We start from the raw sequence: 24,676 nt of genomic DNA, 5'->3' as shown, positions 1-24,676 counted from the left end.
TCTCGTTCAATTCGCCTACATCTTGAAGTCGAAGCGATAGGTGGTCGACACACCGACCATGAACTGGTTGCGGTCGCCGCGCTCCCTGACCAGGCTGGAATCGGCTGCCGGCCCCTCCAGGCGCGAATATTCGCCGAACAGGCTGGCGGTCATCGGATCGGTCACCTTCCAGGTCACCGCGCCGCCGAGGCCGACGGATTTCAGTCCGCCACCGGGATTGTACTGGCTCAGGCCGGAGGCCACCGCCTCCTGCGCATTGACGCCATAGTAGGCGTCGAAATAGTTCGCCGAAGCAAAGGACACGCGCGGGCCGCCCGAAATCCTGACGGTTGGCGTCACATCGTAGAAAGCGTCGGCGGCGATATCGGCGACAAAGCCGTTATGGGCACGGATGCCGTGGCGCAATTCGGCGCGCGCGCGCATCCAGTCCGTCGGATAGAATTCGAAGAAGCCGCCGACTTCGCCGCCCCAGCGCACCGGATCGAGACCCTTGAGCTCGTCGGCATCGCTGTCATCGCGCGAGAACAGGAACTTGCCGGTCAGGCCGGCGCGAACGCCGCCATCATCGACCAGCGCCAGCGAAATATTGTCGTTGCGCGAGGTGAAGCGAGCCTGGGGACCGGCCTTGCCCAGGGAGATGATGGGCTTGGCGCTGAGCATGTATTTCTTGCCGCCCTCGAAATTCGGCGCGACCATGCCCGTGGCGCCAACCGTCAGGTACCAGTCGCCGGACAGCCAGCCGAAAGGGCCGTCGCCGGCCTCGGCCGCGGAAGCGCCCAGCAAGGAGGCGGTCAGAAGCAGCGGAATCGCCCGGACAATACGCATCGATACCCCATACGCGAAACACGCCGGAACAAACACCCGGCATCGCTCAAGCCATGGCGCCAGTTCGGTAAAATTTGACTTAACATCGGTAACAGTTGAGTCGGCCAACTTAGTGTCCGGCCGCGCCGGATCAGGCGCGGCGCGGCGCGGTCGGCAGGTCCAGCAGCCCTCTCACGGCCTTGCTGCCCTTGCCGGCAATGCGCGCCGATCCGTCGTCACCCACCTCCACCGTTGCACCGTTGGCAAAGCTTAGCGACCAGCCGTCGCCCTTGGCGTTACGGCGGCGGTCGGTAAGCTCGATGCCGGCAGCGGTGACAAGGGCGACGATCCCGTCAGCGTTCATCGTTTTCCTACGGACACGGGCCTTCAATTGAGGTCGAGCCCGGCGGTAAGATCGCCGAGCTGCGGTTCGCCATGCGCGGCGACGGCCCGGTCGCGAACCACGATGCCGTGCAGCACCGGCAGTTCGAAGCGCTCGGTGATGAAGCGCAGGATCGAAGTCGTATCATAGGGCGTCTGATCGACATAGCCGTGCTTGGCGAAGGGCGAAACGATGATGGCGGGGACGCGTGTGCCCGGCCCCCAGCGGTCGCCCTTGGGCGGAGGGACGTGATCCCAGATGCCGCCATTCTCGTCATAGGTGACGACGACCAGCATATGCGGCCATTGCGGGCTTTTCTCCAGATGGGCGACGACGTCGGCGACATGGCGATCTCCAGCCTCGATGTCGGCATAGCCGGAATGCTCGTTGAGATTGCCCTGCGGCTTGTAGAAGGAGACCTGTGGCAGGGCGCCGTCGTCGATCGCCTGGATGAAGCTAACGCCGCCCAGCCCACCGTCGCGCAAATGTTCGCGCCTGGCTTCGGTGCCCGGCGCGTAATTGGCATAATAGTTGAACGGTTGGTGGTGATACTGGAAATTCGGAACCGGCGAGTTGTTGCCGTGGTCGAGCGTGTACTGCCAGGCGCCCGAATACCATGCCCAGGTGATGTGCTTGAGGCTAAGCATGTCGCCGATGGTCGGCTCCGTCTGGGGCGGCAGCGTGGTGGGCTTGGCCGGATCCGCGAGGAGCGGATCGCCGCCAGGCGCCGGATCGTTGCCGCTTGGTTGGTAAGGCGGCTGCATCGTGTTCACCACGTGGAAGTCCGGCGTCAGATTGCCATCGGAGACAAATTTCGGAATGCCGTCGCGCGCCGATTTCGGCGAATTGTCGGCGATCTTCAGCGCTGTGCCGCTCTCATCCGTCACCGAAATCGACGGTTTGGCCGGGCTCTTGTCGGCATCGGCGTAGTAGGGCGCGCAAGCGCAGATCAGCCATTGGTGGTTGAAAAACGAGCCGCCGAACCCACCCATGAAGAAATGATCGGCCAGCACGTATTTCTGCGCGATCGCCCACATGTCGGTCTTGGAAGCGTCCCAGTTGCTCATCGGCATGGCGCCTGAATCGGCCCAGGCAACGAACATGTCGTTCTTGCCGCCGTTGATCTGCATCTGGTTCTGGTAGTAGCGATGCCAGAGATCGTGCGTTGTGACGCTGAGCGGCACGTTGAAACCCTTCGCGTCGTTCACGGTGAACGGCGCGTTTGGAAGGTGCTCGGTCATCGCCTGCGTCACCGGCGGCGTGACGCCCTTGGCGGTCAGCCCGTCCCACACCGGCGGCAGTTCGGACAGCACCGAGCCGTCACGGTCGCGCTGCTGCAGGCTTTCCTGGCTGGCTTTGTCGATGCCTTCGGCACCGGGAAAATGGCCATAGAGATTGTCGAAGGCGCGGTTCTCGGCGAAGATGACGACCACCGTTTCTATCTTGGTGATGCCATCCGGCGGCTCGCCGGGCTGCGCTGCGAATGCGGAAGCCGCAGTGGCAGCGAACAGGGCGAGAGTTGAGGAAAACAGGGCGAGCCCATGGGATCGCTTCATTGTCATACCTCCCTGATGCAAAGCGGGATGACACCAGCTTCGCCGCGCCTTTGCAATAGCCACCGCGCTGGACGGGTAGTGCCATTGGGATTACCTTCCTTCAACCGCAGGATGCGCGGCCAGATGTGGAGGGAGATGGATCATGACCTTGCACGGCGATACACTGAAGAACGCGATCGGCCTGACGCGGGAAAAATGGGGATGGTTTGTCGGCCTGGGCGTGGTGCTGCTGATCCTCGGCGGCATTGCTTTCGGCAATCTGTTCATCGCCACAGTGGCTTCCGTCTATGTCGTCGGCTGGCTGATGCTGGTGGCCGGCATCATCGAGATCATGCATGCTTTCGGGGTCAAGACCTGGAGCCGCTTCCTCTACTGGCTGCTCAGCGGGCTGCTTTACGCGGTCGCCGGATTTTTCGCCTTCGACAATCCGCTGCTGGCCTCGGCGGTGCTGACCTTCCTGCTGGCCGTCGCGCTCGTCGCCTCCGGCGCGCTGCGGGCCTGGGTCGGCTACAGCCACCGTCCGGAACAGGGCTGGGGCTGGATCGTCGCGGCAGGCCTCATCAGCGTGCTTGCCGGCCTGATCATCGCCATGGGGTGGCCGGTCAACAGCCTGTGGGTGCTCGGACTGTTCCTGGCGATCGACCTGATCTTCCAGGGCTGGACCTTCATCGCGGTCGGCCTGGCGCTGAAAAAGTAGAGTCTTGCCGAGCATGATCTGTGGGCAAGCGGAAACCGTTTGTCCGAGAAAACCGGTATCCGCTTTTCGGGATCATGCCTTAGAACGCAATGGCCGCGTCGAGCTGTGACAGCGGCTTGACGCCGGCGAGCAGCGCCCGGGCCTCGGCTTCATCGCGCTTCATCTGCACCACCAATGCATCGAGGCCGTCGAATTTGATCTCGCTGCGCAGGAAGCCGAAGAATGAGACCTCGCAGGTCTCGCCGTAGAGATCGCCGGAAAAATCGAAGACGAAGGTTTCCAGAAGCGGTGCGCCATTGTCGTCGACGGTCGGGCGGCGGCCGAAGCTGGCGACGCCGTCATGCAGCGTGCCGTCGGCGCGGCGGAAGCGGACGGCATAAATCCCTTCCTTCAGGGTCGCTTCCGGTGAAAGCCTCATATTGGCGGTGGGAAAGCCCAGTGTGCGGCCGAGTTGCTGCCCGCCGATCACTTCGGCCTCGACCGTGAAGCGATAGCCGAGCAGACCGGCGGCCTCGACTACCTCGCCCTCGCAGAGCAGGGCCCGGATCCGGCTCGACGAAACCACCTCGGCGCCCTCGTCGCGAAAAGCGTCGACCAGCGTGACGCCAAAGCCATGGCGTTCGCCGGCTGCCATCAGATAGGCCGGTCCGCCCTGGCGGTCCTTGCCGAAATGGAAATCGAAACCAGTCACGGCGTGGGTGATGCCGAGCGTCCTCTCCAGCACGTCGGTGACGAAAGCTTCCGCCGACAGCGAAGCGAAGTCGCGCGTGAACGGCTGCTCGACGAGCGCGGCAAAACCCAGCAAGGACAAGAGCCGCGCCTTCATCGGCGGCGGCGTCAGCACGAACAGCGGCATGTCGGGCCTGAACACCTTTCGCGGGTGCGGTTCGAAGCTCAGCACCAAGGCCGGCACATCACGCCGCAGAGCCTCGGCCAACGCCCGTTCGAGCACCGCTTGATGGCCACGGTGGACGCCATCGAAATTGCCGATCGCGACAACGCCGCCACGCAGATCGGCGGGCAGCGGCGCGGTCGCGGTGAGATGCTGGAAGCCTACCATCGCCACCTACTGCAGTCTGACCATGACGGCCACCGGACGATAGCCGTGCCGCTCCAGAAAGAGCCCGAGCTTGGCCGGATCCGGCCGGGATGCATTGCCATAGTCGCGGGCATGGATGCCGCCGGAGACATAGAGAACGTCGAAACCATTGTCGGCCGCGCCCTTCACATCGGTCATCATCCCGTCGCCGATGGCCAATACCCGAGAACGCTCGACCGGCCGGCCAAGCACCTCGGCCACCTCCTTCATCGCAAGGTCGTAGATCGGCGCATAGGGCTTTCCCGCAATCAGCGTACGGCCGCCGAGCTGGGCATAGTCGCGCGCCAGCGCGCCGGCGCACCAGATGATGCGTTCGCCGCGCTCCACCATGATATCGGGATTGGCGCAGATGAATGGCAGGTTCCTGGCACGCAATCGCCGCAGAAGGTCGGTATAATCCTGAGGCTTCTCGACCTCGTCATCGAACAGCCCGGTGCATACGACGCCGGTGGCCTCGAATTCCTCGACGAGGTCGACATCGAGGCCGTCATAGAGGGTCAGATCGCGGTCGGCGCCGATATGGAAGATCTTGCGCGGGCCTTCCGCGATCAGGTCGCGGGTCACGTCGCCCGAGGTCACCACACGGTCGTAAGCTGACGGCGGAACGCCGATCACACTCATCTGGGCCACGACATCGGCGCTGCGGCGGGGCGAATTGGTGATGAGAACAACGGGAATGCCGGCTGCCCTTGACCTGGCCAGCGCCACCGCGGCCGCCGGGAAATGCCATTCGCCATTGTGCACCACGCCCCAGACATCGCAAAGAATTGCCGAATAGGCTTCTGAGACGTCTTCGAGCGAGCCGACGATGTCAGGCGAATCCGCCATGCCGTTTCCTTCAATATGAGCGTTGCGAGTGCCGCGGCCGACGGTTCGCCGCAGCGGATTCGAATTATCCGAACCGATCCACGCTGTCACCAGCTTTCACCTGGAGATCGACGCGAAGGCGCCCCTATGCGCGCAAACGGCGCTATCTGTTGGCGCCCGAGCCACCACTGGACAGCGTTTGGTTAACGCGCGTTGAAAGGGCGGCTCGACCTTGCAGGTATTACGGCAATGTGAAATTTAACGATTTATGACACGATCCCCACCGATTATCGATTTGGCGGGGGAATTTTGAAGCAATGATCCGGAGATTCGGAAGCGATCGGCGTGGCAATTACGCGCTCATGACCGTCGTCGCCATGGTACCGCTCATGGGTGGCCTGGCAATCGGCGTTGACTATACGGAAATGACGCGGCAGCGACAAACCACCTTGAACGCGCTGGACGCTGCCGGCGTCGCCACTGCCCAGCAGATCGTTGCCGGCGCCAGCGATGCCGATGCCAAGGCCTACGCCAAGAATTTCTTCGAAGCCAATCTCGCACATGTCGATCCGGCCAACACCATGCTGGCCGTGACGCTGCCCAACAATAATACCGGCGGCGGCACCTTGAAGCTCTGTAGCACCTTGACCTACAAGCCCTACTTCCTGCCAACGGCAAAAATGCTGATAGGCGGAAGCGCCGCCAACAGCGACATCAGCTTCGATGCCTGCTCGGAAGTCCGCCTGAAGAATACGCTGGAAGTATCGCTGGTGCTCGACAATTCCGGCTCGATGACGGAACTCGGCCACGGGTCCAACAAGGTGCGGTTCGATCTCCTCAAGAGTGCCGCGAAGCAGCTGGTCGACCAGTTGGCCGGCCAGGCGCAGATGATGAAGCAGGTTACCAAACCGGTCCAGTTCAGTCTGGTTCCCTTCGCCGCCTCGGTCAATGTCGGCTCGGGCAATGCCTCGGCGGCATGGATGGACACGACCGGCATCTCGCCGATCCATCATGAGAATTTCGACTGGACGACCATGAGCTCTTCCTATTCGTCCACCAAATATGCCCAGAACATCGCCGGCGTCTGGTATGCGAAAGGCAATGGTTGGGACGCAACCCAGAAAGACCTGCCGTTGACACGGTTTTCGCTCTACAAGCAGATGAAACGGGTTTCGGCGTGCAGTTCGAAGAACTGGGACGGCAGTTGCGCTTCGAACGCGACATATACCTATGACACCGTCGCCAACTGGGGCGGTTGCGTCGAGTCCCGTCCCTACCCCTACAATATCCAGGATACGCCAGCTTCGACCGGAACGCCCGCAACCCTGTTCGTGCCGATGTTCGCACCTGATGAAACCGACCTCACCGACACCAGCAGCCGTCCCGCCAACAACAATTGGCGTACCGACACCACGCCCGGCAACAGCACCAGCGCGGAACGTCAGCGCTACATGCCGAAATATTTCGCCTCTCCGGGCAACACGGTTACGCCGGCCTATGGCATGGATGCCGGCCCCAATACGAGCTGCAGCACCACGGCGATCACGCCGCTGACCGATGTTTCCACGACAGCCGGCGCGACGTCGGTGAAGGCGGCTGTGGACGCCATGGCCGCCGACGGCGCCACCAATGTGCCGGAAGGCATGGCCTGGGGCTGGCGAACCCTTTCCAGCACCGCTCCCTTCACCGATGGGCGGCCCGAGACGGAACGAGGCAACGACAAGGTTCTGATCGTCCTAACCGATGGTGCGAACACCTATTACACACCAACTTCGGTGACGGCCCAGACCTACTCAGGAACCAATTGGGCCTATGGCGGCAACGACCTGGCGGGCAGCAAAGCGATCTATTCGTCGCTCGGCTATATCTTGCCTTTCAGCAGCGGTTACACATATGGCCGGCTGTTCCTCGGTACCAGCAGCAGCATAAGCAAGACAGACTATTCCAATTCGAACTACAGCAAGGCGATGAACGAGCATTTCACCACGCTTTGCAACAACGCAAAGACGGCTGGCGTCATGGTCATGACGATCGCGCTCGACCTGGATTCTAGCAATACGGCGGAAAAAACACAGATGGATGCGCTGAAGGCCTGTTCGTCGGATTCCCGCTTCAGCAAGGATCCGACCGATCCGAGCAAGCCGATGAAACTGTTCTGGAATTCGACCGGAGCGACACTCTCCGACGATTTCAAGGCGATCGGCAACGAACTGTCCAACCTGCGCATCGTCAGCTGATCGCCAGGCCGCGAACGCCCTCCCCGATGGGCGTTCGCCTTAGATCGGATCGGGGCCGCAGGCCTGCATTGGTTAGCGGTTGGTGAAGCGCCGACCAAGCAATAGAGCGGTTTCCCAAATCCGTCCTTCAGCGTTTTGTGAAAAGCTGGCGTCAATCGAGAATCCGCAGGCGGGGGCCGCTGCAAGTCATGCATGAACTTTGGCGTCAGTTCCGCCGCGACAGGCGCGGCAACTATGCTCTCATGACTGTTGTGGCGATGGTGCCGCTGATGGGTGGCCTGGCGATCGCGGTCGACTTCACGGAAATGAACCGCGAAAAGCAGATGGTGACGAATGCGCTCGACGCCGCCAACTTCGCTACGGCGCGCCGGCTGACGGAAGGCGCGACCGATGACCAGCTGAGAGCCTATGCGCTCGACTTCTTCAATGCCAATCTGAACGATATCGATCCGGCCAGCGCGACGCTCAACGTCACCTTGCCCAGCAACACCAGCGGCGGCGGCCTGCTCACTATGACGGCGCAGCTGGCCTACAAGCCCTATTTTTATCCTGCCTTCGCCCAGCTCGTCGGCAAATCGGCAACCGATGCGAACCAGAAGATCAACTTCAGGGTCACCTCTCAGGTCAGGCTGAAGAACACGCTGGAAGTTGCCCTGGTGCTCGACAATTCCGGATCGATGACCACGCTCGGCACGGGCTCGGGGCAAAAGCGCATCGACCTTCTCAAGACCGCGGCCAAACAACTGGTCGACACGCTGGCCCAACAGGCGGTCATGATCAAGCAGGTCGACAAGCCGGTACAGTTCGGCCTCGTGCCCTTTGCCGCTTCGGTCAATGTCGGCCCCGCCAATGGCAACGCCTCGTGGATGGACACGGAGGGCCTGTCGCCGGTGTCGAACGAGAATTTCGACTGGTCGACCCTGAACGCGGCGAACAAATATGCCCAGCAGACCAACGGCATCTGGTACAAACGTGGCACCGGCTGGGGCAGCGAGGAAGGGCAGATGCTGACCCGGTTTTCACTCTACCGGGACATGAAGGTCGTCACCAACCACGAGCGTGTCGTCAACAGCAAGCGGGTGGTTTGCGACGAGTACAATTCGAACAACACCTGCAAACGCAGCCACGACGAATATGACTACATCGATTCCTACGGTCCGTTCGCCAGCTGGCAAGGCTGCGTGGAGGCCCGGCCCTATCCCTACAATGTCAACGACGCTTCGCCGTCCGGCGGCTCGGCCACCACAGGCATAGGTGTCGGCGATCCGGCAACGATGTTCGTGCCGATGTTCGCTCCGGACGAACCCGGCAACCACTGGAAGCTCACGCAGGATCCCGACGAGGCCGCCCCGGTGACCTACGGCTCGGTGAACAGCTGGTGGAACGACGATCCTACGAGCAGCACCGGTCAAGCGCGGCTGCGAAACATGGCCAAATATTTCCAGCCGCGGCCGATCGATGCGCCGGCGCTGCCCGCCGGCAACGGCCCGAACTACAGCTGCACCACCAATCCGATCACACCACTGACCGATGTGAGCGTCGCCGATGGGGCCACCGCGATCAAGGCGGCTATCGACCTGATGCAGCCGAATGGCGGCACCAATGTTCCCGAGGGCATGGCGTGGGGCTGGCGGGTGGTCTCAAGCGGCGAACCGTTCACGCAAGGGCGCCAGGAAACGGAAAAAGGCAATGACAAGGTGGTGATCGTGCTGACCGACGGCGCCAACACCTACTACACGCCGTCCTCGCTTGGCTATTCGGACCCCGCCGACTCGAAATCGACCTATGCGTCCTACGGCTATCTCAACCCCGGCTACAACGGCACCTCGGTCGGCCGCATGTTCATGGGCACGTCGGGCGCCATCGGTCAGTTCGACTATTCGAATGGCAACTACACCAATGCGCTCAACGAGCAGATGGCAACGCTTTGCAACAACGCCAAGGCGGCCAACATCATGGTGATGACGGTAGCGCTCGACCTGTCGACGACCAAGGCCAGCGACAAGCTGGCGATCGATGCGCTGAAATCCTGCTCGTCGGACTCGCGCTTCCGCAAGGACCCGACGGATCCGAGCAAACCGGCGAAGCTGTTCTGGAATGCGACCGGCGCCAGCCTGTCGAACGACTTCAAGGAAATCGGCAACGAACTGTCTAACCTGCGGGTGGTCGGCTAAGGCGCCGCGTCGAACGGCGCTTTGGGTCCTTCTTCATGCATGTCGTTGTCCCGAAACCGGAGGCACTTGAAACGACATGCAGCAACCGCTTCTCTGGCGTAACGCCTGATGCCGGCAAGCCCTTGCGGGCGCCTGCCGTGACACGCAGATATTGGCTGCTCGCGGGATGGCACATCGATCGCGGGCGTGCTTGGGGACGAACAATGCCGGATACCGCCAACCATATCGCCTTCGCGCTGGTCTGCCTCGGCATGGTGCTGACGCCAGGCCCGAACATGATCTACCTGATCTCGCGCTCGCTGTCGCAAGGGCCGAAGGCTGGACTGATCTCGCTTGGCGGGGTCGCGGTCGGTTTCCTGTTCTATGTGCTGTCGGCGGCGTTCGGCATCACCGCGCTGCTGCTCGCCGTGCCCTATGCCTACGACGCGCTGCGCTTTGCCGGCGTGCTCTATCTCCTGTGGCTTGCCTGGCAAGCGGTGAAGCCGGGCGGACGTTCCCCGTTCCAGGTGCGCGATCTGCCGAAAGACCGGCCGCGCAAGCTGTTCGCCATGGGGCTGATGACCAATCTGCTCAACCCCAAGGTGGCCGTTCTCTATCTGTCGCTGCTGCCGCAATTCATCAACATCGGCAAAGGCCATGTGCTGTCGCAGCTATTGGTTCTGGGCGCGACGCAGATCTCAATCAGCCTCACCGTCAATGCCATCATCGCGGTGACGGCCGGTTCGATCGCCACCTTCCTTGCCGGACGGCCATTGTGGCTGGTCATCCAGCGTTGGATGATGGGAGGCGTGCTGACGGCGCTGGCGTTGAAGATGGCGACCGACGCACAGCGCTGATATCCAGGCGCCGGGCCTCGTTCCTAGCCGCTGAAGGCTTTTTTCAAAAAAGCACGAACGTCGTTTATGGATCGATCGGCCGCGGCCGCGTTGTACTCCACCCGATGGCCGTAGGCCTCGGTTCCGACCTTGAACTCCGGGGCATCAAATGCATGGCGAGCCCCCTCGTAGACGTTCAGAAGGACCGGGCTTCCCTTGCCGTTGCGCCGAGCCATCATCTCTCGGCACTTCTCGGCGGGGCTGAAATCGTCAAGCTCACCGGCCAGAATCAAGGTCGGGACCGCCATGTCGCCATTTGCTACGGAACAATTTGGATAGTAGGCAATCGCCGCCTTGAATTTGCGTTCCGCCAGCCGCTCGGCGCCACCAAGTTGCACGGCCTCGAGCGTTGCTATCCCGCCAGCGGAGAATCCCAGCAAGGCTATACGCCGCGGATCGACAAAACTGTGTTTCGACAGGAACTCCTCGGCCCCGTAGGCATCGTAGACACGATCAGCAAGCACGCCGCGATCACACGTCTCGTGAATGCCGCGCGTGCTGAAACTGTCGACAACGAGTACGACGTAACCCCAGGAGGACAGTCGGTCAGGCCAAGTTTGCCTGTCATTCGAGAGCACACCCGCGCAGCCGTGGAGAAGTACTATCGCAGGAAACGGTCCATTACCCTGAGGTTGCGTCAAATACCCCCTAAGCGGCGTGCCGGGAACAGCTTCCAGGACCTTGCCGCTTGCCTGGGCATTGCGCACCTGAAAAGGCGTTGGCGTTATCGCGGCACTTTCAAATTGCACCATCTGGCTGGCATCCGCATGCGCGGCGTTGTGCCCTGCGATGCCGAAGCAGGCCAGCCAAACGATTCTTTTCACGAGCCCCAGCATCTTGCGTGCCATCGGCAGACTCCGGCCATTGGGTGCCAGCGACGCCCTTGGCCGACGTTACAGACTTGGGCGTCCGCCTGGTTGCCGGAGATATGGTTCCCTACATCGGCCGGCGGATCGGCCGGATCTGCGCCGGCTCGACTACCTTGCGGTAGAGGTGCCAGGTGGCATGGCCCAGGATGGGCATGACCACCGCCAGACCGGCAAACAGCGGGATCGAGCCGATCACCAGAAGCACGGCAACCAGCAGGCCCCACAGCGCCATCTGCAACGGGTTTGCCATCACCGCCCGGGCCGACGTTTCGATTGCCGAGACGGCACCGACATCACGGTCGAGCAGCAACGGGAAGGCGATCACCGTCGTGGCCAGCACCACCACTGCAAAGACAAAACCGGCCGCATTGCCAAGCAAGATCAGGGTCCAGCCCTTGCTCGTCGTCAGCACGTCGCGGACAAAGGCGCCGATCGAGGCCGGCGGCTGGTCGCCGAACAGGCCGGTGTAGATCGATTGTGCGGTGTACAGCCACAATAGAAACAGCGCAAACAGCATGACGCCGATGACCGCGATCGACGGCAATGCCGGCGAACGGCGCACATCCAGCGCATGGCGCCAATTCGTGTTCATGCCGAGTTCGCGCCGGCGGCTGATTTCGTAGAGTCCGATCGCGGCGAAGGGCCCGACCAGGGCAAAGCCCGACATCAGGGGATAGACGAGCTGAATGGCGTTGGAACCCGAGCTCCACTGGGTAAGGATCAAGCCGACGATCGGGTAGATCAAACACAGGAACACGTAGTGGGACGGTTTTGCCCAGAAATCCCCGGCGCCGAGCCTGAGCGCGTCCCAGAGATCCGCCGTGGTGATGCGGCGCACCGCGGGCTGCACATGCATCCCGTGGGCGTCCGCCATGACATGAAAGCCGGCCATAACCATCCTCCCGTGTGTCGGGGGCGGTCACCGCCGTGATGGCCGCCCGCAGCTGCCACTAGTAGATGTGGCAGCATAGCCGATTTGCCAGGGGTTGTCGCCGAATCGATGATCTTGGTCGGGCCCTCACGGGATTGTCATCGCCTGCCGGCAAAAGCCGGCCGCGCGGAACCTACTGCCGCGCGTTGAAGACCGCCTCGATATGATGGCCGTCCGGTCGACGACGAAGGCGGCATAATAATGCGGACCATAGTCAGGCCGCAGGCCCGGGGCGCCGTTGTCACGGCCGCCAAGAGCAAGTGCCGCCGCATGAAATTGCGCGATGCTTTGACGATCCGGGGCGGCGAAGGCCAGATGAAAACCCGGACCAGGCGGGCGCTGCCCTTTCGGGCGAAGTTTTATCGCCAGCTTGTCGCCGCCGCCAGGAATCCCGTAGCCCACCGCCTGGTCGGGTTCGCCGGGCCTCAAATCATCCCAGACCCTGACATAGCCGAATGGCGTCAGCACGGCGTCGTAGAAGGCCGCCGAGCGCTCGATGTTGGAGACGCCGAAAGAGACGTGGTGCAGCATGTCCTGGAAAATCCTTGTCCTTGGCTGCTGTCGACCGCTTCGTTTGTGGCGGCAGCCAGTGCTCAATTCACGGAACGTGTTCAACCAGACGGCCGAACATCCGGAAATCATGGTGCCCTTGAGGGCCACGTTTGGCGAGCCGCCTCGCCTCATTTTAGAACCCATGCATTTTAGTAATTGCTTAAATTACTCTTAGATATCCCGAGCGTATCACCTGGGCATTGCAAACCTTGGCGGCGGACGATGTTCACATTGAGAGGCTTCTGGCTTTCGAAGCGCGGCAACTTTGCCATGGCGACAGCCATAGCGATGCTGCCGATAATGGTTGTGGTGGCCGGCGCGATCGATCTGACAGGCACGAGTGACGACGCCGCGCAATTGCAAAACTCGCTGGACGCGGCTGGACTTGCCGTCGGCACGAAGTACCTGCCCAGCATGGCCGCGAGTGATGTCGAGGCACTTGGGTCGACATTCTTTGCGGCCAATTTGAGCCTCGCCGACCAGCAGGAATACGCAGACAGCGTCTCGGCTTTTTCGGCAACCGCCAGCGGCGACCCGAGCGCCTATTACATCTCGCTTTCGTCCAGCATCAACCGTCCGAGCTTCATCAATGGCGCGGCCCCGTGGCCAGCTCACCGCTCGGCCACGGTCAAGATGAATCCCGGTGCGCAGGCCTGCGTTCTGGCGCTCGATCCACATGCGTCGGCCGCGGTAAGCCTACAGGGCTCGACCGATGTCTCCATGAGCAGTTGCGTCATCGCGGCAAACTCGGATGCGTCCGACGCTGTCAGCAGGGGCGGTTCCGCGCAGATTTCGGCGGGCTGCGTCTCGACCGTCGGCGGCACTTACGGGCTTTCGCCGCCCAGCGCCAATCTCACCTGCGGAGCCCCGCTCGAACATCAATATGCATCTTTCGATCCTCTGGCGGACGTTGTTCCTCCCCCTTACACATTGTGCCTGCCGGTCCCGAACGGCAGAACCTATACGCTGTCGCCTGGAACCTATTGCGACAAGACGTTGTCGGGAAACATCACGCTCAATCCGGGCGTCTACATCTTCCGAGGCGTCACCCTAAAACCCGGCGGCAATGGCAGCCTGACCGGTCAGGGCGTGACCTTATTCCTCGTGGAGGGCTCACAGATCATCATAAATGCCAATGAACAGGTGAACCTGTCCCCGCCCACCAGCGGTCCCTACGCCGGCATCACCATTTTCGAGAACAGCGGCAACACCTCGGCCCTGACGCTGAATGGCGGTGCAAATTCCGCGATCAGCGGGTTCGTCTATGCGCCGGACGCGGCGATATCCTTTGTCGGCAACTCGGATATGAGCGGTCAGGGCGATTGTCTGAGGCTTGTTGGCTCCACCGTGCAGATGACCGGAAACTCATCCATCAAAACCGACTGCACCGCCGTGTTTGGAAATCGCGAGATGTATGCCAGCCGCCTCATCACGCTTGTGAAATGAGAGGCCAACCTGCATTTCCATCTCGGATTTTACGGCCCTGCCCGGCAAAAGCCATGATCGCCATTATGTCAGGTGGGCATGATAATCGCGAAAACTGCAAACTCCCCAATCCCGCATCCGAACTGGCGCACGTTGCTCAAGGTCGCCGGCCTTGCAGCCATTGCCGCGCTTTCCGCCTGCAGCACCGTCTCTGTACCGACGGGCGAAGGTGCCGGCGTCTCTTCCTCCGCCACGGCTACTCTGTCGGGCTTGCGCGCCTCAGCCGGGCTCGGCCCGCTGACGCCGGACGCCCAGCTCGAACAGGCGGCGCTGCAGCAGGCCGGCTATATGGCGTCGCGCGAGCGCATGAGCCACACCACGGGCTGGGGCAAGGATTTCGCATCGCGGATGAAGGACAATGGCGTGCGGGGCGCTGCGGCCGAGAACATCGCCGAAGGCCGCTTCGACCAGCAAAAACTGTTCGACATCTGGATGCATTCGCAGGGCCACCGACGCAACATGCTCGATCAGGATTTCAGCCGCTTCGGGCTCGCCTATGTCCGCGACGGACGTGATCCCAACCTGCGCTATTGGTCGCTGGTGCTCGGCAGGTAGCGTCTTGCCAAGGCCGCTTCGGCTATTTCGCCAGCACCAACCGGCACGCCAATCCCAGTCCATCTAGACGGCAGGCGGACCGCCCGCCCACGGCTCAGTCCATATGCGCTGCAGGTGCGCCGCCGGCCGGACCAGCCTTTGGCTTGCGCAGCAGGAAGACGAACGGGATGGCGGCCAGCGTCATCACCATCAGTATTTTGAAGTCATTGACGTAGGAGATCATCATAGCCTGGAGATTGACCATGCGATCGACCTCCGACAGCGCCATCGGATCGCCGCCCGCGGCGGCCGGCGAGACGGCCCAGAGATTGGGATTGAACGGACTGATGAAGGCCGAAAGCTCGGCGTGGTTGATTTGCGTGTTGCGCACCAAGAGCACCGTCACGACCGAGACGCCGATCGACGAGCCGAGATTGCGCACCAGGCTGAAGAGCGCGGTTGCGTCGGTGCGGTAGCGCGCGTCGAGCGTGGCGAAGGCGACCGTCGACAGCGGCACGAACACCATTCCCATGCCCAGGCCCTGGATCACGCCGGAGCTGATGATAAGCCAGTTATCCATCTGCGGGGTGAAGCTCGCCATGGTGTAGAGCGACTGCGCGGTCAGCAGAAAACCGATGACGACGAGAATCCTGGCGTCGATCTTTCCCATGATGCGCCCGACGACGAGCATCGAGATCATCGTGCCGATACCGCGCGGACCGATGACGATGCCGATGGTGATGGTCGGATAGCCGAAGATGGTCGACAGCATCGGTGGCAGCAGCGACATCGAGGCCAGGATGAGCACACCCATGACGAAGATGAACGCCAGCCCGGTCACGAAATTCTGGTCGAGGAAAATCTTCGGATCGATGAAAGGATGCTCCGCGGTCATCGTGTGAATGATGAACACCCAGAAGCCGGTGATGGCCAAGCCGAGTTCGATCCATATCTCGACCGAGGAAAACCAGTCGACCTCGCCGCCGCGATCCAGCATCAGCTGCAGCGCGCCGACGCCGAGCGATATCATGGCAAAGCCGAAGAAGTCGAAGCTGCGCACCCGCCGGGCAATGGCCGGTAGATAAGCCGCCATGCCAAGGAAGGCGACGATGCCGACCGGCAGGTTGATGAAGAACACCCAGCGCCAGTTGAAATTCTCGGTCAGCCAGCCGCCCAACGTCGGGCCCAGGATCGGCCCCAGCATGATGCCGGCGCCCCAGATCGCCATTGCCTGGCCGTGGCGCTCCTTGGGATTGATGTCGAGCAGGAATGTCTGCGACAGCGGTACGATGGCGGCGCCGAACACGCCTTGCATCAGCCGGAACAGCACAATGGTTTCAAGGCTCCATGCCAGGCCGCACAGCATGGAGAAGATGGTGAAGCCGACCACCGCCGTCAGGAACAATTCCTTGCGGCCGAAGCGGTCGGCGAGCCAGCCGGTGACCGGCGTCATGATGGCGGCGGCGACGATATAGGAGGTCAGCACCCAGTTGATGTTGTCCGGGGAGGCGCCGAGGTCGCCTGTCATGGTCGGCAGCGCGACATTGGCGATGGTGGTGTCGAGCGCCTGCATGATCGTCGCCAGCATGAGCGCAACCGTGATCAGGCCGCGATGCGGCACTTCTCGAAATGGCTCTGGCGTGCTCATGATGCGGAACTTCCAGCAGGTAACAAAACCGTGTACACAGGGGTTTCCGGGCGGCAAAAGCCTTCCGTTGAGAGACCTTCATCGCGGTGGGACGCGATTATCGATGTGGGGGTTACATCGACCGAAAGTCTCTGATGAGCGGATGCCTGCCGCCCGGAAACACGAGGACCGAAGGGTCCGTGTCGAAGAATTCAGATTTCAGCCAGGCCGCGACGCGGCTTGAACCGAACGCTGATCCTTCTCACTCCTCCCCTCAGACCAATCCTTGGCTGTCCGCTTCACCTGCCTGGCGCCGCGGACTTCCGCCGACTTACTGCACGACCTCGCCAGCCGTGGCGTGGCCGAATATGGCGGGAAAGCCGCGGGCAACGCCGGTATCGACGGTGACCGAGGCGCTCATGCCGGTCCGCAGCGCCATCTTGGCGTCGGGATCGGTCAGTTCCAGTCGCACCGGGATGCGTTGCGTGACCTTGACCCAGTTGCCGGTGGCGTTCTGGGCGGGCAGCAGCGAGAATTCTGCCCCCGTTCCCGCACCGATCGCCTTGACCGTCGCCTCGAACGTCTTGCCCGGATAGGTATCGACGACGATCTCAGCCTTCTGGCCCGGCTTCATGTTGGTGAGCTGGGTTTCCTTGAAATTGGCATCGATCCAGGTGTCGTTGGTCTCGACCAGCGAAAACAGCGGCGTGCCGGAGCCGACGAACTGGCCGACCTTGAAGGACGAGGCCTGGGAGATGACGCCATCGGCGGGCGCCTTCACCGTGGTCCGCGCCAGGTCGTAGGCGGCCTTGTCGCGAGCGGCGAGCGCGGCCATCACGGTCGGATGCTTGTCGGTTTCGATATCGGGGTTGCCGCCGAGCGCGGCCTTGGCGCTGATGATGCCCTGCTGGGCGACGGCGACCTGCTGCTTTGCCTTGTCGAGGTCGTTGCGGGCCTCGTCCAGAGACGATTTGGCGTTGATGCCCTTCTGCGCGAGATCGGCGGCGCGGTCATACTGCGACTGGGCGTAGTCGACCTCGCTGCCGGCGGACTTCTCCTGTGCCATCGACTGGCTGTAGGCGGCGCGCAGCTGCTCGACATTGAGCCGCGCGGCGGCAACCGCGGCGTCGGCCTGGGCAAGCGCGATCCGGTAAGGCTCGGGATCGATGGTGAACAGAAGGTCGCCCTGCTTGACCATCTGATGGTCTGATATGGCAACCTGGACGATGCGGCCGGCCGTGTCCGAGGCGATCGACACCTTGGCCTGCTGCAGATTGGCGTTCTCCGTCCCCTGATAGCGGCCGCCGGTCACCCAGACATAACCACCACCGATGACCAGCGCCGCCGGCAAGACAAGCATCAGGAGGAAGCGGCCCATGCGGCGCTTCTTCTTCGGCGCCGGAACCGACTCCGCGGGCGGAGCTACCGCGACGGGAGCGGCGGCCGGCTGGGCCGGGGCTTCCATCTCGACCTTGGCGGCGTTTTCGTCGACTTTGGCTACCGCGTTCATGCTGCTGCGCCTTTCGTAGGCTCGATTTTTTCCGAGGTATCGCCGTCGGCGAGGTTCTGCGCCATCGCATCGAGCGCCCCGATCAGGACGCGACGGTCCTCCGGCGAAACGCCGACGAGCGATTCCTCATAGACCTCGCCGGCCAGGCTCTTGACCTCGGCATAGGCGGCGCTCGCCTTGGCCGTCGGAAAGATCATGCGTACGCGGCGGTCGGCGGCGTCGGCGCGGCGCTCGATCCAGCCGCCCTCCTCCATCCGGTCGACGAGGCGCGAGACACTGATCGGCTCGATTTCGAGCAACTCCGCGAGACGGGCCTGGGTAACGCCCTCTTCCTTGGCGACGCGCACCATCAGGCGCCATTGCGCCGACGACAGGCCGAGCCCGCTGGCACGCGTCTCGAAACGCTTGCGCATCAGGCGCTGCACGTCGTGGATCAAAAATCCCAATCTGTCGATGCCGTCGGAAACCATGAGCGGTATATATAATAAGCGTGCTTACTATTCAAGCACCGCGTCGTTCAAAAGCCGGCGAATGTGCATGCCCATCGTGACCGTTCGACGATTGGTCGACGCCTCAGCAACCGATGCGCGGCAGCCGGGCAGCGAGAGTCGCTGTTTTGGGCGCTGCAGCCGCTGGTCGCATATGACATATTGATGTACAGCCGCAGGTCAGGATCGGGGGATCGACGCCATGCCGACGCTTTACGCGCTCAAGCCGGCTTTCCAGGGAAGACTGCGGCCGTTGGTCAACCAGCTGGCGGCGAACGGCGTCACCGCAAACAGCATCACCATCCTGGCGGCCCTGATGTCGATCGTGGCTGGAGCGGCCATCGCGACCCTGCACGAATGGCGCTGGCTGCTGCTGCTCATTCCCGTGGTGCTGTTCGTGCGCATGGCGCTCAATGCGGTGGATGGCATGCTGGCACGCGAACATGGCCAGGCTTCGACGCTCGGCATGTATCTGAACGAGATTTGCGATGTCGTTTCGGACCTGGCACTCACCCTGCCTTTCGCGGCCTTTGCGCAGTTCAGCGCATGGGGCGTCATCGCCTTCGCCATCGCCGCGGTGCTGGCCGAGTTCGCCGGCGTGCTCGGCATCGCCGCCGGGATCGGACGCAACTATGCCGGTCCGTTCGGCAAGAGCGACAGGGCGCTGGCGCTGGGCGTGGTGGCGGTCCTGTGCGCTGCCGGGCTGTGGCCGGTATCCATCGCGCCTTTTGTGTTTCCGGCCATGGCAACGCTTTCGCTGCTGACCGCCATAAACCGGATACGCGCCGGTCTTATTGGCAGCGCCAGCTGAGCACCGGGGGCTCGCAATGCCGCCAGAGGGGAAGACGATGATGCACGGACCAATTGCAGCGGTTGCGGAGAGCCCTGGGCGGCAGGCACAAGAGCGTGTCTTCCACAGCCATGACGGAACGGAAATCTTCTACCGGTTCTGGCCGGCGGCCTCCGCCGACGCCAAGGGCGCGGTGGTGCTCTTCCATCGCGGCCATGAACATGGCGGCCGCATGGCCCATCTCGTCGACGAACTGCAGATGCCGGATCATGCCTTCTATGCCTGGGATGCCCGCGGCAATGGCCGTTCGTCCGGCGAACGCGGCTATGCTCCGTCCTTCTCGGCGCTGGTGCGCGACATCGACTGCTTCATGCGCGAGATCGCCGCCAGGGATGGCTTCGCCACGCAGGACATCGCGCTGATCGCGCAGTCCTTCGGCGCCGTGCTTGCCGCCGCCTGGGTGCACGACTATGCGCCGAAACTGCGCGCCATGGTGCTGGCCTCGCCGGCCTTTTCGGTCAAGCTCTACGTGCCCTTCGCCAAGGAGGGCATCGCGCTCTGGCAAAAGCTCAAGGGCCGTTTTTTCGTCAACTCCTACGTCAAGGCGAAATTACTGACCCACGATCCCGTGCGCATCGCCTCCTTCGAGAGCGATCCACTGATCACGCGGCCGATCGCCTCCAACATCCTGGTCGAACTCTACCAGCATGCCGCCCGCATCGTTTCGGACGCCCGCGCCATCACCGTGCCGACGCAACTTCTGCTTTCGGGAAGTGACTGGGTGGTGCGCCACGCCCCGCAGCACGAATTCTTCGTCAATCTCGGCAGCCGGACCAAGGAGCGCCACGTGCTGCCGGGTTTCTTCCACGACACGCTGGGCGAGCGCGACCGGGCGCAGGCCCTCGACCTGATCCGGCCGTTCCTGGCCAGGCAGTTCACGGCGCGCGATGCACCGGTTGACCTGAAGCAGGCTGACATCGCCGGCTACACGCGCGACGAGGCCGACAAGCTTGCATCGCCACTGGATCTGTTGTCGCCCAGGGGCTTCTATTGGGCATTCAGCCGCGCCTCCATCCGCATGGGCGCCTGGGTCTCGTCGGGCATGAAGGCCGGCGTCAGCACCGGCTTCGATTCCGGCTCAACGCTGGACTATGTCTACGAGAACAACGCGCGAGGGCTGACGCCGCTTGGCCGCTTCGTGGACCGCATCTTCCTGGAGGCCATCGGCTGGCGCGGTATCCGTCAGCGCAAGCTGCATCTGGAAGAACTGATCGGCACCGCGCTGTCGACACTCAAGGCCGCCGGCCGCGCCGCCCACATTCTCGACATCGCCGCCGGCCACGGCCGCTATGTTCTCGATGCGATCGTGAAGAGCCCCGACCAGCCGGCAAGCGTGCGCCTGCAGGATTATTCCGACCTAAATGTCGGGCTTGGCCGCAAGCTGATCGCCGAGCGGCAATTGCCGGCCAGCATCTCGTTCCAGCGCGCCGACGCTTTCGATGCCGACATGCTCGCCGCTATCGATCCGGCGCCGGACCTCGCCATCGTTTCGGGCCTTTACGAACTGTTCTCCGACAATGCCATGATCGCCCGCTCGCTTGGCGGACTGGCCCGCGCCATGCAGCGGGGCAGCCTGCTCATCTACACCAACCAGCCCTGGCATCCGCAGCTCGAGATGATCGCGCGCAGCCTGACGTCCCATCGCGGCGGACAGGCATGGGTCATGCGCCGGCGCACGCAAGGCGAAATGGACCAGCTCGTCGAAGCCGCCGGTTTCGAGAAGCTCGACCAGCGCATCGACCAATGGGGCATCTTCACCGTCTCGGTCGCACGGCGCCTGTAGGACCAGCCGAGGCATGCCGACTAACCCCGACGCTTCGCAACCCGCAGCCATCCTCGCCGCCGAACCCTATGGCCGTGTGGTCGTCAGGGCTGCATTGTGGCTGGCGTTCCTGGCGCCGTTCTTCTACCTGACCTATGGCTTCGCCAACTGGCTGGCGTCGCGGCGCGACGATGTCGGCAGCATCGTGTTCTCCTGGGAACACAGCATCCCGTTCGTCGCCTGGACCATCCTGCCCTACTGGTCGATCAACCTGTTCCACGGCCTGTCGCTGCTGCTTAACGACAACCGGCAAGGGGTCGACCGCCTGGCCGGCCGCTATCTCACAGCGCAACTCGTCGCCGTCACCTGCTTCATCCTGTTCCCGCTGACCGCGACGTTCGTGCGGCCGGAAACGACCGGCCTGCCGGGCTTCATGTTTGCCGTGCTTGGCGGCTTCGACAAACCGTTCAACCAGGCGCCCTCGCTGCACATCGCCCTGCTGGTGATCATCTGGGACCATTGGCGCCACCGGCTCGGTCGCCTTCTTCTGCCGCTCTGGCACGGCTGGTGCTTCCTGATCGGTGCCTCGGTGCTGACGACGTGGCAGCATCATTTCATCGACATCCCGACTGGTGCGCTGCTCGGTCTTTTCGCGCTCTGGCTGTTTCCGCGCAACGGCGAATTGCCGTTTTCAGATGCCCGGCTGACCAGCGATGGGAAAGCCCGCCGGCTGGCACTGTCCTATGCACTGGGCGCCGTCCTTGCGCTGGCTGCCGCCGCGTTCGGCGCGCTCTTTTCAGCCGTCGCGCTCTTCCTGCTTTGGCCAGCCTTGCCGCTGGCCATCGTCGCGCTTGCCTATGCCGGGGCCGGCCCGAAAGTGTTCCAGAAATCCGCGGATGGCAGCATCACGCTCGCAAGCCGCATCCTGCTCTTGCCGTACCGACTTGGCGCCAGAATAAACATTCGGGCCTGGACGCGTAATCTTGCTCCGCAGGTGGCGGTTGCCGACGGCGTCTTTCTCGGGCGTTTTCCCACGGCAAGCGAGGCCAACGGCTTCGGCACGGTCATCGACCTCGCCGCCGAACTTGAAAGGCCGGCGGGAGCGACTTGCCGCTGGATCGCCTTTCCGATGGTCGACCTGTTGCCGCCGCCGTTGATGATGCAGCAGCAGGCAGCCGGCGCGCTGGAGAAAGCGCGCCGCGACGGCACGGTGCTTGTCTGCTGCGCGCTCGGTTTCCAGCGCAGCGCCGGTGTCGTTGCCGAATGGCTGGTGGCGAGCGGCAGGGCCAGGACACCGGCCCTGGCCCGCGAGATGCTGAGCGACGCCGGCCGGCCGGTCCATTTTGTCGAGGCAACGGAGCGGGCGGCATCATGACCGGCAATGCCTATCAGCAAAGCACCGATCGCTTCGCCCACCTGTTGATGCGGCAGGCCGCGTGGCCGGCCGCACTCGTTCTGGCCGCGAACATGCTGGCGCCCTTGGCCGCCCGGGCGCGCGGCGCCTTCGAGACCTTGCCCGCGGCCGTGGCGCTGTCGCTCGCTGCCGTCAGCGCGGTTGCGGTGCTGGCGCTGTCGGCCCTGCTGGCATTCGACGCGCTGCTGTTCCGGCTGATGGCCAGCCATGACGACGAGGCTTCCGCTGGCGCCGCGGTGGATGACATGTTGGCGCGCATGCGCCTGAAGCCGCTGCCGCCTTCCGCACGTTCGCTCGACGAACGCATGGCCGGCACGCGCCGGCTGCTGACCAGGCAACGCATAGCCCTTGGCCTGTTCGTGGCGATGCTTCTGGCGGCCGGATTTTGGGCGCCGCGATGAACAAGCTCTCGCTCAAGACCTTCACCCTGCTGCAGACGGCGACCTCCGTCGGCCTCTCGGCGCTTGCCTGGGTGGTGACCGGGGTGCGTCCGATCTGGAATGGCAGTCTGCCGTCGGACAAGCAGCGCATCTATTTCGCCAACCACACGAGCCATGGCGACTTCATCCTTTTGTCGGCGTGCCTCAACGAAAAGGAGCGCGCGATCACCCATGCCGTGGCTGCCGGCGAATATTGGGGAAAATCGCGGCTGCGCCGCTTCATCGCCGAAGACATGCTGTCGTCCGTGCTCATCAACCGGCAATGGACGAAGCCCGAGGAAAACCCGATCGAGATCATGCTGTCGGTTCTCGACCAGGGCCATTCGCTCATCCTGTTTCCCGAGGGCACCCGCAACATGACCGACGAGCCGCTGCTGCCTTTCCGCTCCGGGCTCTACAATTTGTCGATGGCACGGCCGCAGGTCGAGTTGATCCCGTGCTGGATCGAGAACATGTCGCGCGTGCTGCCCAAGGGCCAGTTCCTGCCGGTCCCGCTTTTATGCCGCGTCGTCTTCGGCGCGCCGGTGGCGATTGCCCCCGGCGAAGAGCGGCGCGCCTTTCTCGAGCGAGCCCACGCCACGCTTCTGGCGCTCAACCCGCGTCCCGAACGAGACGATTGATGCGCCACGACATCTCCATCCTGATCATCGGCCTGCTGGCGGTGCTGACGACCGCCAGCATCGTGGCCGCGATACTTTCGGCACGGGCGCCGAAGCCACTCAGCTCGACTCTGGTCAATCTCACCCAGCGTATCAATGCCTGGTGGGTGATGGTCGCACTGATGACGGTCGCCTTCTTCTTCGGCCGGTACGGCCTGACCATCCTGTTCGCGCTGATTTCCTTCGCCTCGCTGCGCGAATTCGTGACGCTGACGCACACGAGCCGGAGCGACCATTGGGTGCTGCTCGGCATGTTCGGTATCATCATCCCGTTTCAGTACTGGCTGGTCTGGACCGCCTGGTACGGGCTCTTCGTCATCTTCATTCCGGTCTATTGCTTCCTGCTGATGCCGGCCATCACCGCGTTGCATGGCGACACCGAACGCTTTCTCGAGCGGATCGCCGCGCAGCAATGGGCGGTGATGATCTCCGTCTATTGCGTCAGCCATGTTCCAGCGCTGCTGACGCTCGACGTGCCGGGCTTCGAAGGCCGCAATTTGTTGCTGATCGCCTTCCTGGTCATCGTCGTGCAAGGCAGCGACGTGCTGCAATACATCTTCGGCAAGCTGTTCGGAAAACACCGGTTTTCGCCGACCGTATCGCCGTCGAAAACCTGGGAGGGCCTGATCGGCGGAGTGGTGTCGGCGAGCCTGCTCGGCGCTCTGCTGTCGTTCGTGACGCCATTCACGCCCCTGCAGGCGGCGTGTGTCGCCTTCGTCGTCTGTTCGATGGGGTTTCTGGGAGGGCTGGTCGCCTCGGCCATCAAGCGCGACCAGGGCGTCAAGGACTGGGGCCATCTGATAGAAGGCCATGGCGGCATGATGGACCGTACCGACAGCCTGATCTTCGCTGCCCCCATCTTCTTTCACATCGTGCGCTATTTCTGGACGGTCTGAGACGGCAAGCTCTGGCCTCTTTGTTTTA

General features: G+C 62.9%; 22 protein-coding genes and 1 pseudogene. 12 read left to right on the top strand and 11 right to left on the bottom strand.

The genetic code is table 11. From position 1 onward, the window contains the following. Window positions 1–15: 15 nt before the first annotated feature. From CK228_RS15280 to CK228_RS15270, 3 genes are all read right to left on the bottom strand, one after another. Window positions 16–825, bottom strand: a complete 810-nt coding sequence (locus CK228_RS15280; protein WP_095788369.1) for a MipA/OmpV family protein — start codon at window positions 823–825, stop codon at window positions 16–18. 130 nt (window positions 826–955) lie between these two features. Further along, the gene (locus tag CK228_RS15275; RefSeq protein ID WP_095770545.1) at window positions 956–1,168 is read right to left on the bottom strand and encodes a hypothetical protein; all 213 of its coding nucleotides are present in this window, start codon (window positions 1,166–1,168) and stop codon (window positions 956–958) included. Between the two features lie 23 nt (window positions 1,169–1,191). Continuing rightward, window positions 1,192–2,748, bottom strand: coding sequence for an acid phosphatase (locus tag CK228_RS15270; protein ID WP_245438038.1), 1,557 nt, complete (start codon window positions 2,746–2,748; stop codon window positions 1,192–1,194). A 136-nt stretch (window positions 2,749–2,884) separates the two neighbouring features. On the opposite strand from CK228_RS15270, the gene CK228_RS15265 reads away from it, so the two are divergent. Further along, entirely contained in the window at window positions 2,885–3,439 is a 555-nt protein-coding gene (locus CK228_RS15265) for an HdeD family acid-resistance protein (protein WP_095788367.1), read from the top strand. 79 nt (window positions 3,440–3,518) lie between these two features. Here CK228_RS15265 and CK228_RS15260 read toward each other — a convergent pair whose 3' ends face one another. Both CK228_RS15260 and CK228_RS15255 read right to left on the bottom strand, forming a co-directional pair. Further along, the gene (locus tag CK228_RS15260; RefSeq protein ID WP_095770912.1) at window positions 3,519–4,499 is read right to left on the bottom strand and encodes a bifunctional riboflavin kinase/FAD synthetase; all 981 of its coding nucleotides are present in this window, start codon (window positions 4,497–4,499) and stop codon (window positions 3,519–3,521) included. 6 nt (window positions 4,500–4,505) lie between these two features. Continuing rightward, entirely contained in the window at window positions 4,506–5,366 is an 861-nt protein-coding gene (locus CK228_RS15255; protein ID WP_095788459.1) for a TIGR01459 family HAD-type hydrolase, read from the bottom strand. Window positions 5,367–5,662: 296 nt separating this feature from the next. On the opposite strand from CK228_RS15255, the gene CK228_RS15250 reads away from it, so the two are divergent. The 3 genes from CK228_RS15250 (at window position 5,663) to CK228_RS15240 (ending at window position 10,592) form a co-directional block, all read left to right on the top strand. After that, window positions 5,663–7,582, top strand: a complete 1,920-nt coding sequence (locus CK228_RS15250) for a TadE/TadG family type IV pilus assembly protein (RefSeq protein ID WP_095788366.1) — start codon at window positions 5,663–5,665, stop codon at window positions 7,580–7,582. A gap of 188 nt (window positions 7,583–7,770) precedes the next feature. After that, window positions 7,771–9,756: a TadE/TadG family type IV pilus assembly protein gene (locus CK228_RS15245; RefSeq protein WP_179295921.1), complete on the top strand. Its 1,986-nt coding sequence runs from the start codon at window positions 7,771–7,773 to the stop codon at window positions 9,754–9,756. A 203-nt stretch (window positions 9,757–9,959) separates the two neighbouring features. Further along, a complete protein-coding gene (locus CK228_RS15240) occupies window positions 9,960–10,592 on the top strand; it encodes a LysE family translocator (protein ID WP_095788365.1) in 633 nt (210 codons plus the stop codon). A 23-nt stretch (window positions 10,593–10,615) separates the two neighbouring features. Here the strand turns inward: CK228_RS15240 and CK228_RS15235 are convergent, their stop codons facing one another. The 3 genes and pseudogenes from CK228_RS15235 to CK228_RS15225 all read right to left on the bottom strand — a co-directional run bounded on the left by CK228_RS15235 (window position 10,616) and on the right by CK228_RS15225 (window position 12,962). Beyond that, window positions 10,616–11,479, bottom strand: a complete 864-nt coding sequence (locus CK228_RS15235; RefSeq protein ID WP_245438037.1) for a dienelactone hydrolase family protein — start codon at window positions 11,477–11,479, stop codon at window positions 10,616–10,618. Between the two features lie 88 nt (window positions 11,480–11,567). Continuing rightward, entirely contained in the window at window positions 11,568–12,392 is an 825-nt protein-coding gene (locus CK228_RS15230) for a DUF2189 domain-containing protein (RefSeq protein ID WP_095788456.1), read from the bottom strand. Between the two features lie 172 nt (window positions 12,393–12,564). After that, window positions 12,565–12,962: pseudogene (locus CK228_RS15225) on the bottom strand (VOC family protein). 243 nt (window positions 12,963–13,205) lie between these two features. Between CK228_RS15225 and CK228_RS15220 the strand changes: the two are divergent. Beyond that, a complete protein-coding gene (locus CK228_RS15220) occupies window positions 13,206–14,429 on the top strand; it encodes a TadE/TadG family type IV pilus assembly protein (RefSeq protein WP_095770554.1) in 1,224 nt (407 codons plus the stop codon). 78 nt (window positions 14,430–14,507) lie between these two features. Continuing rightward, on the top strand, window positions 14,508–15,023 hold the full coding sequence (locus CK228_RS15215) for a CAP domain-containing protein (RefSeq protein WP_095788364.1): 516 nt from the start codon (window positions 14,508–14,510) through the stop codon (window positions 15,021–15,023). Between the two features lie 94 nt (window positions 15,024–15,117). Here the strand turns inward: CK228_RS15215 and CK228_RS15210 are convergent, their stop codons facing one another. From CK228_RS15210 to CK228_RS15200, 3 genes are all read right to left on the bottom strand, one after another. Then, window positions 15,118–16,650, bottom strand: coding sequence for a DHA2 family efflux MFS transporter permease subunit (locus tag CK228_RS15210; RefSeq protein WP_095788363.1), 1,533 nt, complete (start codon window positions 16,648–16,650; stop codon window positions 15,118–15,120). 310 nt (window positions 16,651–16,960) lie between these two features. Next, complete coding sequence (locus CK228_RS15205; RefSeq protein WP_095770557.1) at window positions 16,961–18,139, bottom strand: HlyD family secretion protein; 1,179 nt, start codon at window positions 18,137–18,139, stop codon at window positions 16,961–16,963. After that, a complete protein-coding gene (locus tag CK228_RS15200; protein ID WP_095788362.1) occupies window positions 18,136–18,609 on the bottom strand; it encodes a MarR family transcriptional regulator in 474 nt (157 codons plus the stop codon). Before CK228_RS15200 ends, CK228_RS15205 begins: the two co-directional genes overlap by 4 nt. 220 nt (window positions 18,610–18,829) lie before the next feature. Here CK228_RS15200 and CK228_RS15195 point away from each other — a divergent pair, with 220 nt between their 5' ends. From CK228_RS15195 to CK228_RS15170, 6 genes are read left to right on the top strand one after another with little or no spacing between them, the layout of a single operon-like run. Beyond that, window positions 18,830–19,438 (top strand): CDP-alcohol phosphatidyltransferase family protein, encoded by a 609-nt coding sequence (locus CK228_RS15195; protein ID WP_095770559.1) that lies wholly within the window; start codon window positions 18,830–18,832, stop codon window positions 19,436–19,438. Window positions 19,439–19,478: 40 nt separating this feature from the next. Further along, window positions 19,479–21,260 carry a bifunctional alpha/beta hydrolase/class I SAM-dependent methyltransferase gene (locus CK228_RS15190; RefSeq protein ID WP_179295935.1) on the top strand — a complete coding sequence of 594 codons (1,782 nt, stop codon included), beginning with the start codon at window positions 19,479–19,481 and terminating at the stop codon, window positions 21,258–21,260. A gap of 13 nt (window positions 21,261–21,273) precedes the next feature. Beyond that, window positions 21,274–22,614: a phosphatase PAP2/dual specificity phosphatase family protein gene (locus CK228_RS15185; RefSeq protein ID WP_095788360.1), complete on the top strand. Its 1,341-nt coding sequence runs from the start codon at window positions 21,274–21,276 to the stop codon at window positions 22,612–22,614. Beyond that, window positions 22,611–23,054 carry a hypothetical protein gene (locus tag CK228_RS15180; protein ID WP_095788359.1) on the top strand — a complete coding sequence of 148 codons (444 nt, stop codon included), beginning with the start codon at window positions 22,611–22,613 and terminating at the stop codon, window positions 23,052–23,054. Before CK228_RS15185 ends, CK228_RS15180 begins: the two co-directional genes overlap by 4 nt. Next, window positions 23,051–23,713, top strand: a complete 663-nt coding sequence (locus CK228_RS15175) for a lysophospholipid acyltransferase family protein (RefSeq protein WP_095770563.1) — start codon at window positions 23,051–23,053, stop codon at window positions 23,711–23,713. The genes CK228_RS15180 and CK228_RS15175 overlap by 4 nt, the downstream gene beginning before the upstream one ends. Further along, a complete protein-coding gene (locus tag CK228_RS15170; RefSeq protein WP_095770564.1) occupies window positions 23,713–24,648 on the top strand; it encodes a phosphatidate cytidylyltransferase in 936 nt (311 codons plus the stop codon). The genes CK228_RS15175 and CK228_RS15170 overlap by 1 nt, the downstream gene beginning before the upstream one ends. The last annotated feature ends 28 nt before the right edge of the window (window positions 24,649–24,676 follow it).

Origin of the sequence: Mesorhizobium sp. WSM4312, from assembly GCF_002294875.1 — a bacterium.
Taxonomy (GTDB): domain Bacteria; phylum Pseudomonadota; class Alphaproteobacteria; order Rhizobiales; family Rhizobiaceae; genus Mesorhizobium.
This window is presented reverse-complemented; position numbering and strand designations above follow the sequence as displayed.

Bases quoted from the DNA above. Each gene is read 5' to 3' on its own strand.
- CK228_RS15280 (WP_095788369.1), bottom strand. From the start codon at position 825: ATGCGTATTGTCCGGGCGATTCCGCTGCTTCTGACCGCCTCCTTGCTG.
- CK228_RS15275 (WP_095770545.1), bottom strand. From the start codon at position 1,168: ATGAACGCTGACGGGATCGTCGCCCTTGTCACCGCTGCCGGCATCGAG.
- CK228_RS15270 (WP_245438038.1), bottom strand. From the start codon at position 2,748: ATGACAATGAAGCGATCCCATGGGCTCGCCCTGTTTTCCTCAACTCTC.
- CK228_RS15265 (WP_095788367.1), top strand. From the start codon at position 2,885: ATGACCTTGCACGGCGATACACTGAAGAACGCGATCGGCCTGACGCGG.
- CK228_RS15260 (WP_095770912.1), bottom strand. From the start codon at position 4,499: ATGGTAGGCTTCCAGCATCTCACCGCGACCGCGCCGCTGCCCGCCGAT.
- CK228_RS15255 (WP_095788459.1), bottom strand. From the start codon at position 5,366: ATGGCGGATTCGCCTGACATCGTCGGCTCGCTCGAAGACGTCTCAGAA.
- CK228_RS15250 (WP_095788366.1), top strand. From the start codon at position 5,663: ATGATCCGGAGATTCGGAAGCGATCGGCGTGGCAATTACGCGCTCATG.
- CK228_RS15245 (WP_179295921.1), top strand. From the start codon at position 7,771: ATGCATGAACTTTGGCGTCAGTTCCGCCGCGACAGGCGCGGCAACTAT.
- CK228_RS15240 (WP_095788365.1), top strand. From the start codon at position 9,960: ATGCCGGATACCGCCAACCATATCGCCTTCGCGCTGGTCTGCCTCGGC.
- CK228_RS15235 (WP_245438037.1), bottom strand. From the start codon at position 11,479: ATGGCACGCAAGATGCTGGGGCTCGTGAAAAGAATCGTTTGGCTGGCC.
- CK228_RS15230 (WP_095788456.1), bottom strand. From the start codon at position 12,392: ATGGCCGGCTTTCATGTCATGGCGGACGCCCACGGGATGCATGTGCAG.
- CK228_RS15220 (WP_095770554.1), top strand. From the start codon at position 13,206: ATGTTCACATTGAGAGGCTTCTGGCTTTCGAAGCGCGGCAACTTTGCC.
- CK228_RS15215 (WP_095788364.1), top strand. From the start codon at position 14,508: ATGATAATCGCGAAAACTGCAAACTCCCCAATCCCGCATCCGAACTGG.
- CK228_RS15210 (WP_095788363.1), bottom strand. From the start codon at position 16,650: ATGAGCACGCCAGAGCCATTTCGAGAAGTGCCGCATCGCGGCCTGATC.
- CK228_RS15205 (WP_095770557.1), bottom strand. From the start codon at position 18,139: ATGAACGCGGTAGCCAAAGTCGACGAAAACGCCGCCAAGGTCGAGATG.
- CK228_RS15200 (WP_095788362.1), bottom strand. From the start codon at position 18,609: ATGGTTTCCGACGGCATCGACAGATTGGGATTTTTGATCCACGACGTG.
- CK228_RS15195 (WP_095770559.1), top strand. From the start codon at position 18,830: ATGCCGACGCTTTACGCGCTCAAGCCGGCTTTCCAGGGAAGACTGCGG.
- CK228_RS15190 (WP_179295935.1), top strand. From the start codon at position 19,479: ATGCACGGACCAATTGCAGCGGTTGCGGAGAGCCCTGGGCGGCAGGCA.
- CK228_RS15185 (WP_095788360.1), top strand. From the start codon at position 21,274: ATGCCGACTAACCCCGACGCTTCGCAACCCGCAGCCATCCTCGCCGCC.
- CK228_RS15180 (WP_095788359.1), top strand. From the start codon at position 22,611: ATGACCGGCAATGCCTATCAGCAAAGCACCGATCGCTTCGCCCACCTG.
- CK228_RS15175 (WP_095770563.1), top strand. From the start codon at position 23,051: ATGAACAAGCTCTCGCTCAAGACCTTCACCCTGCTGCAGACGGCGACC.
- CK228_RS15170 (WP_095770564.1), top strand. From the start codon at position 23,713: ATGCGCCACGACATCTCCATCCTGATCATCGGCCTGCTGGCGGTGCTG.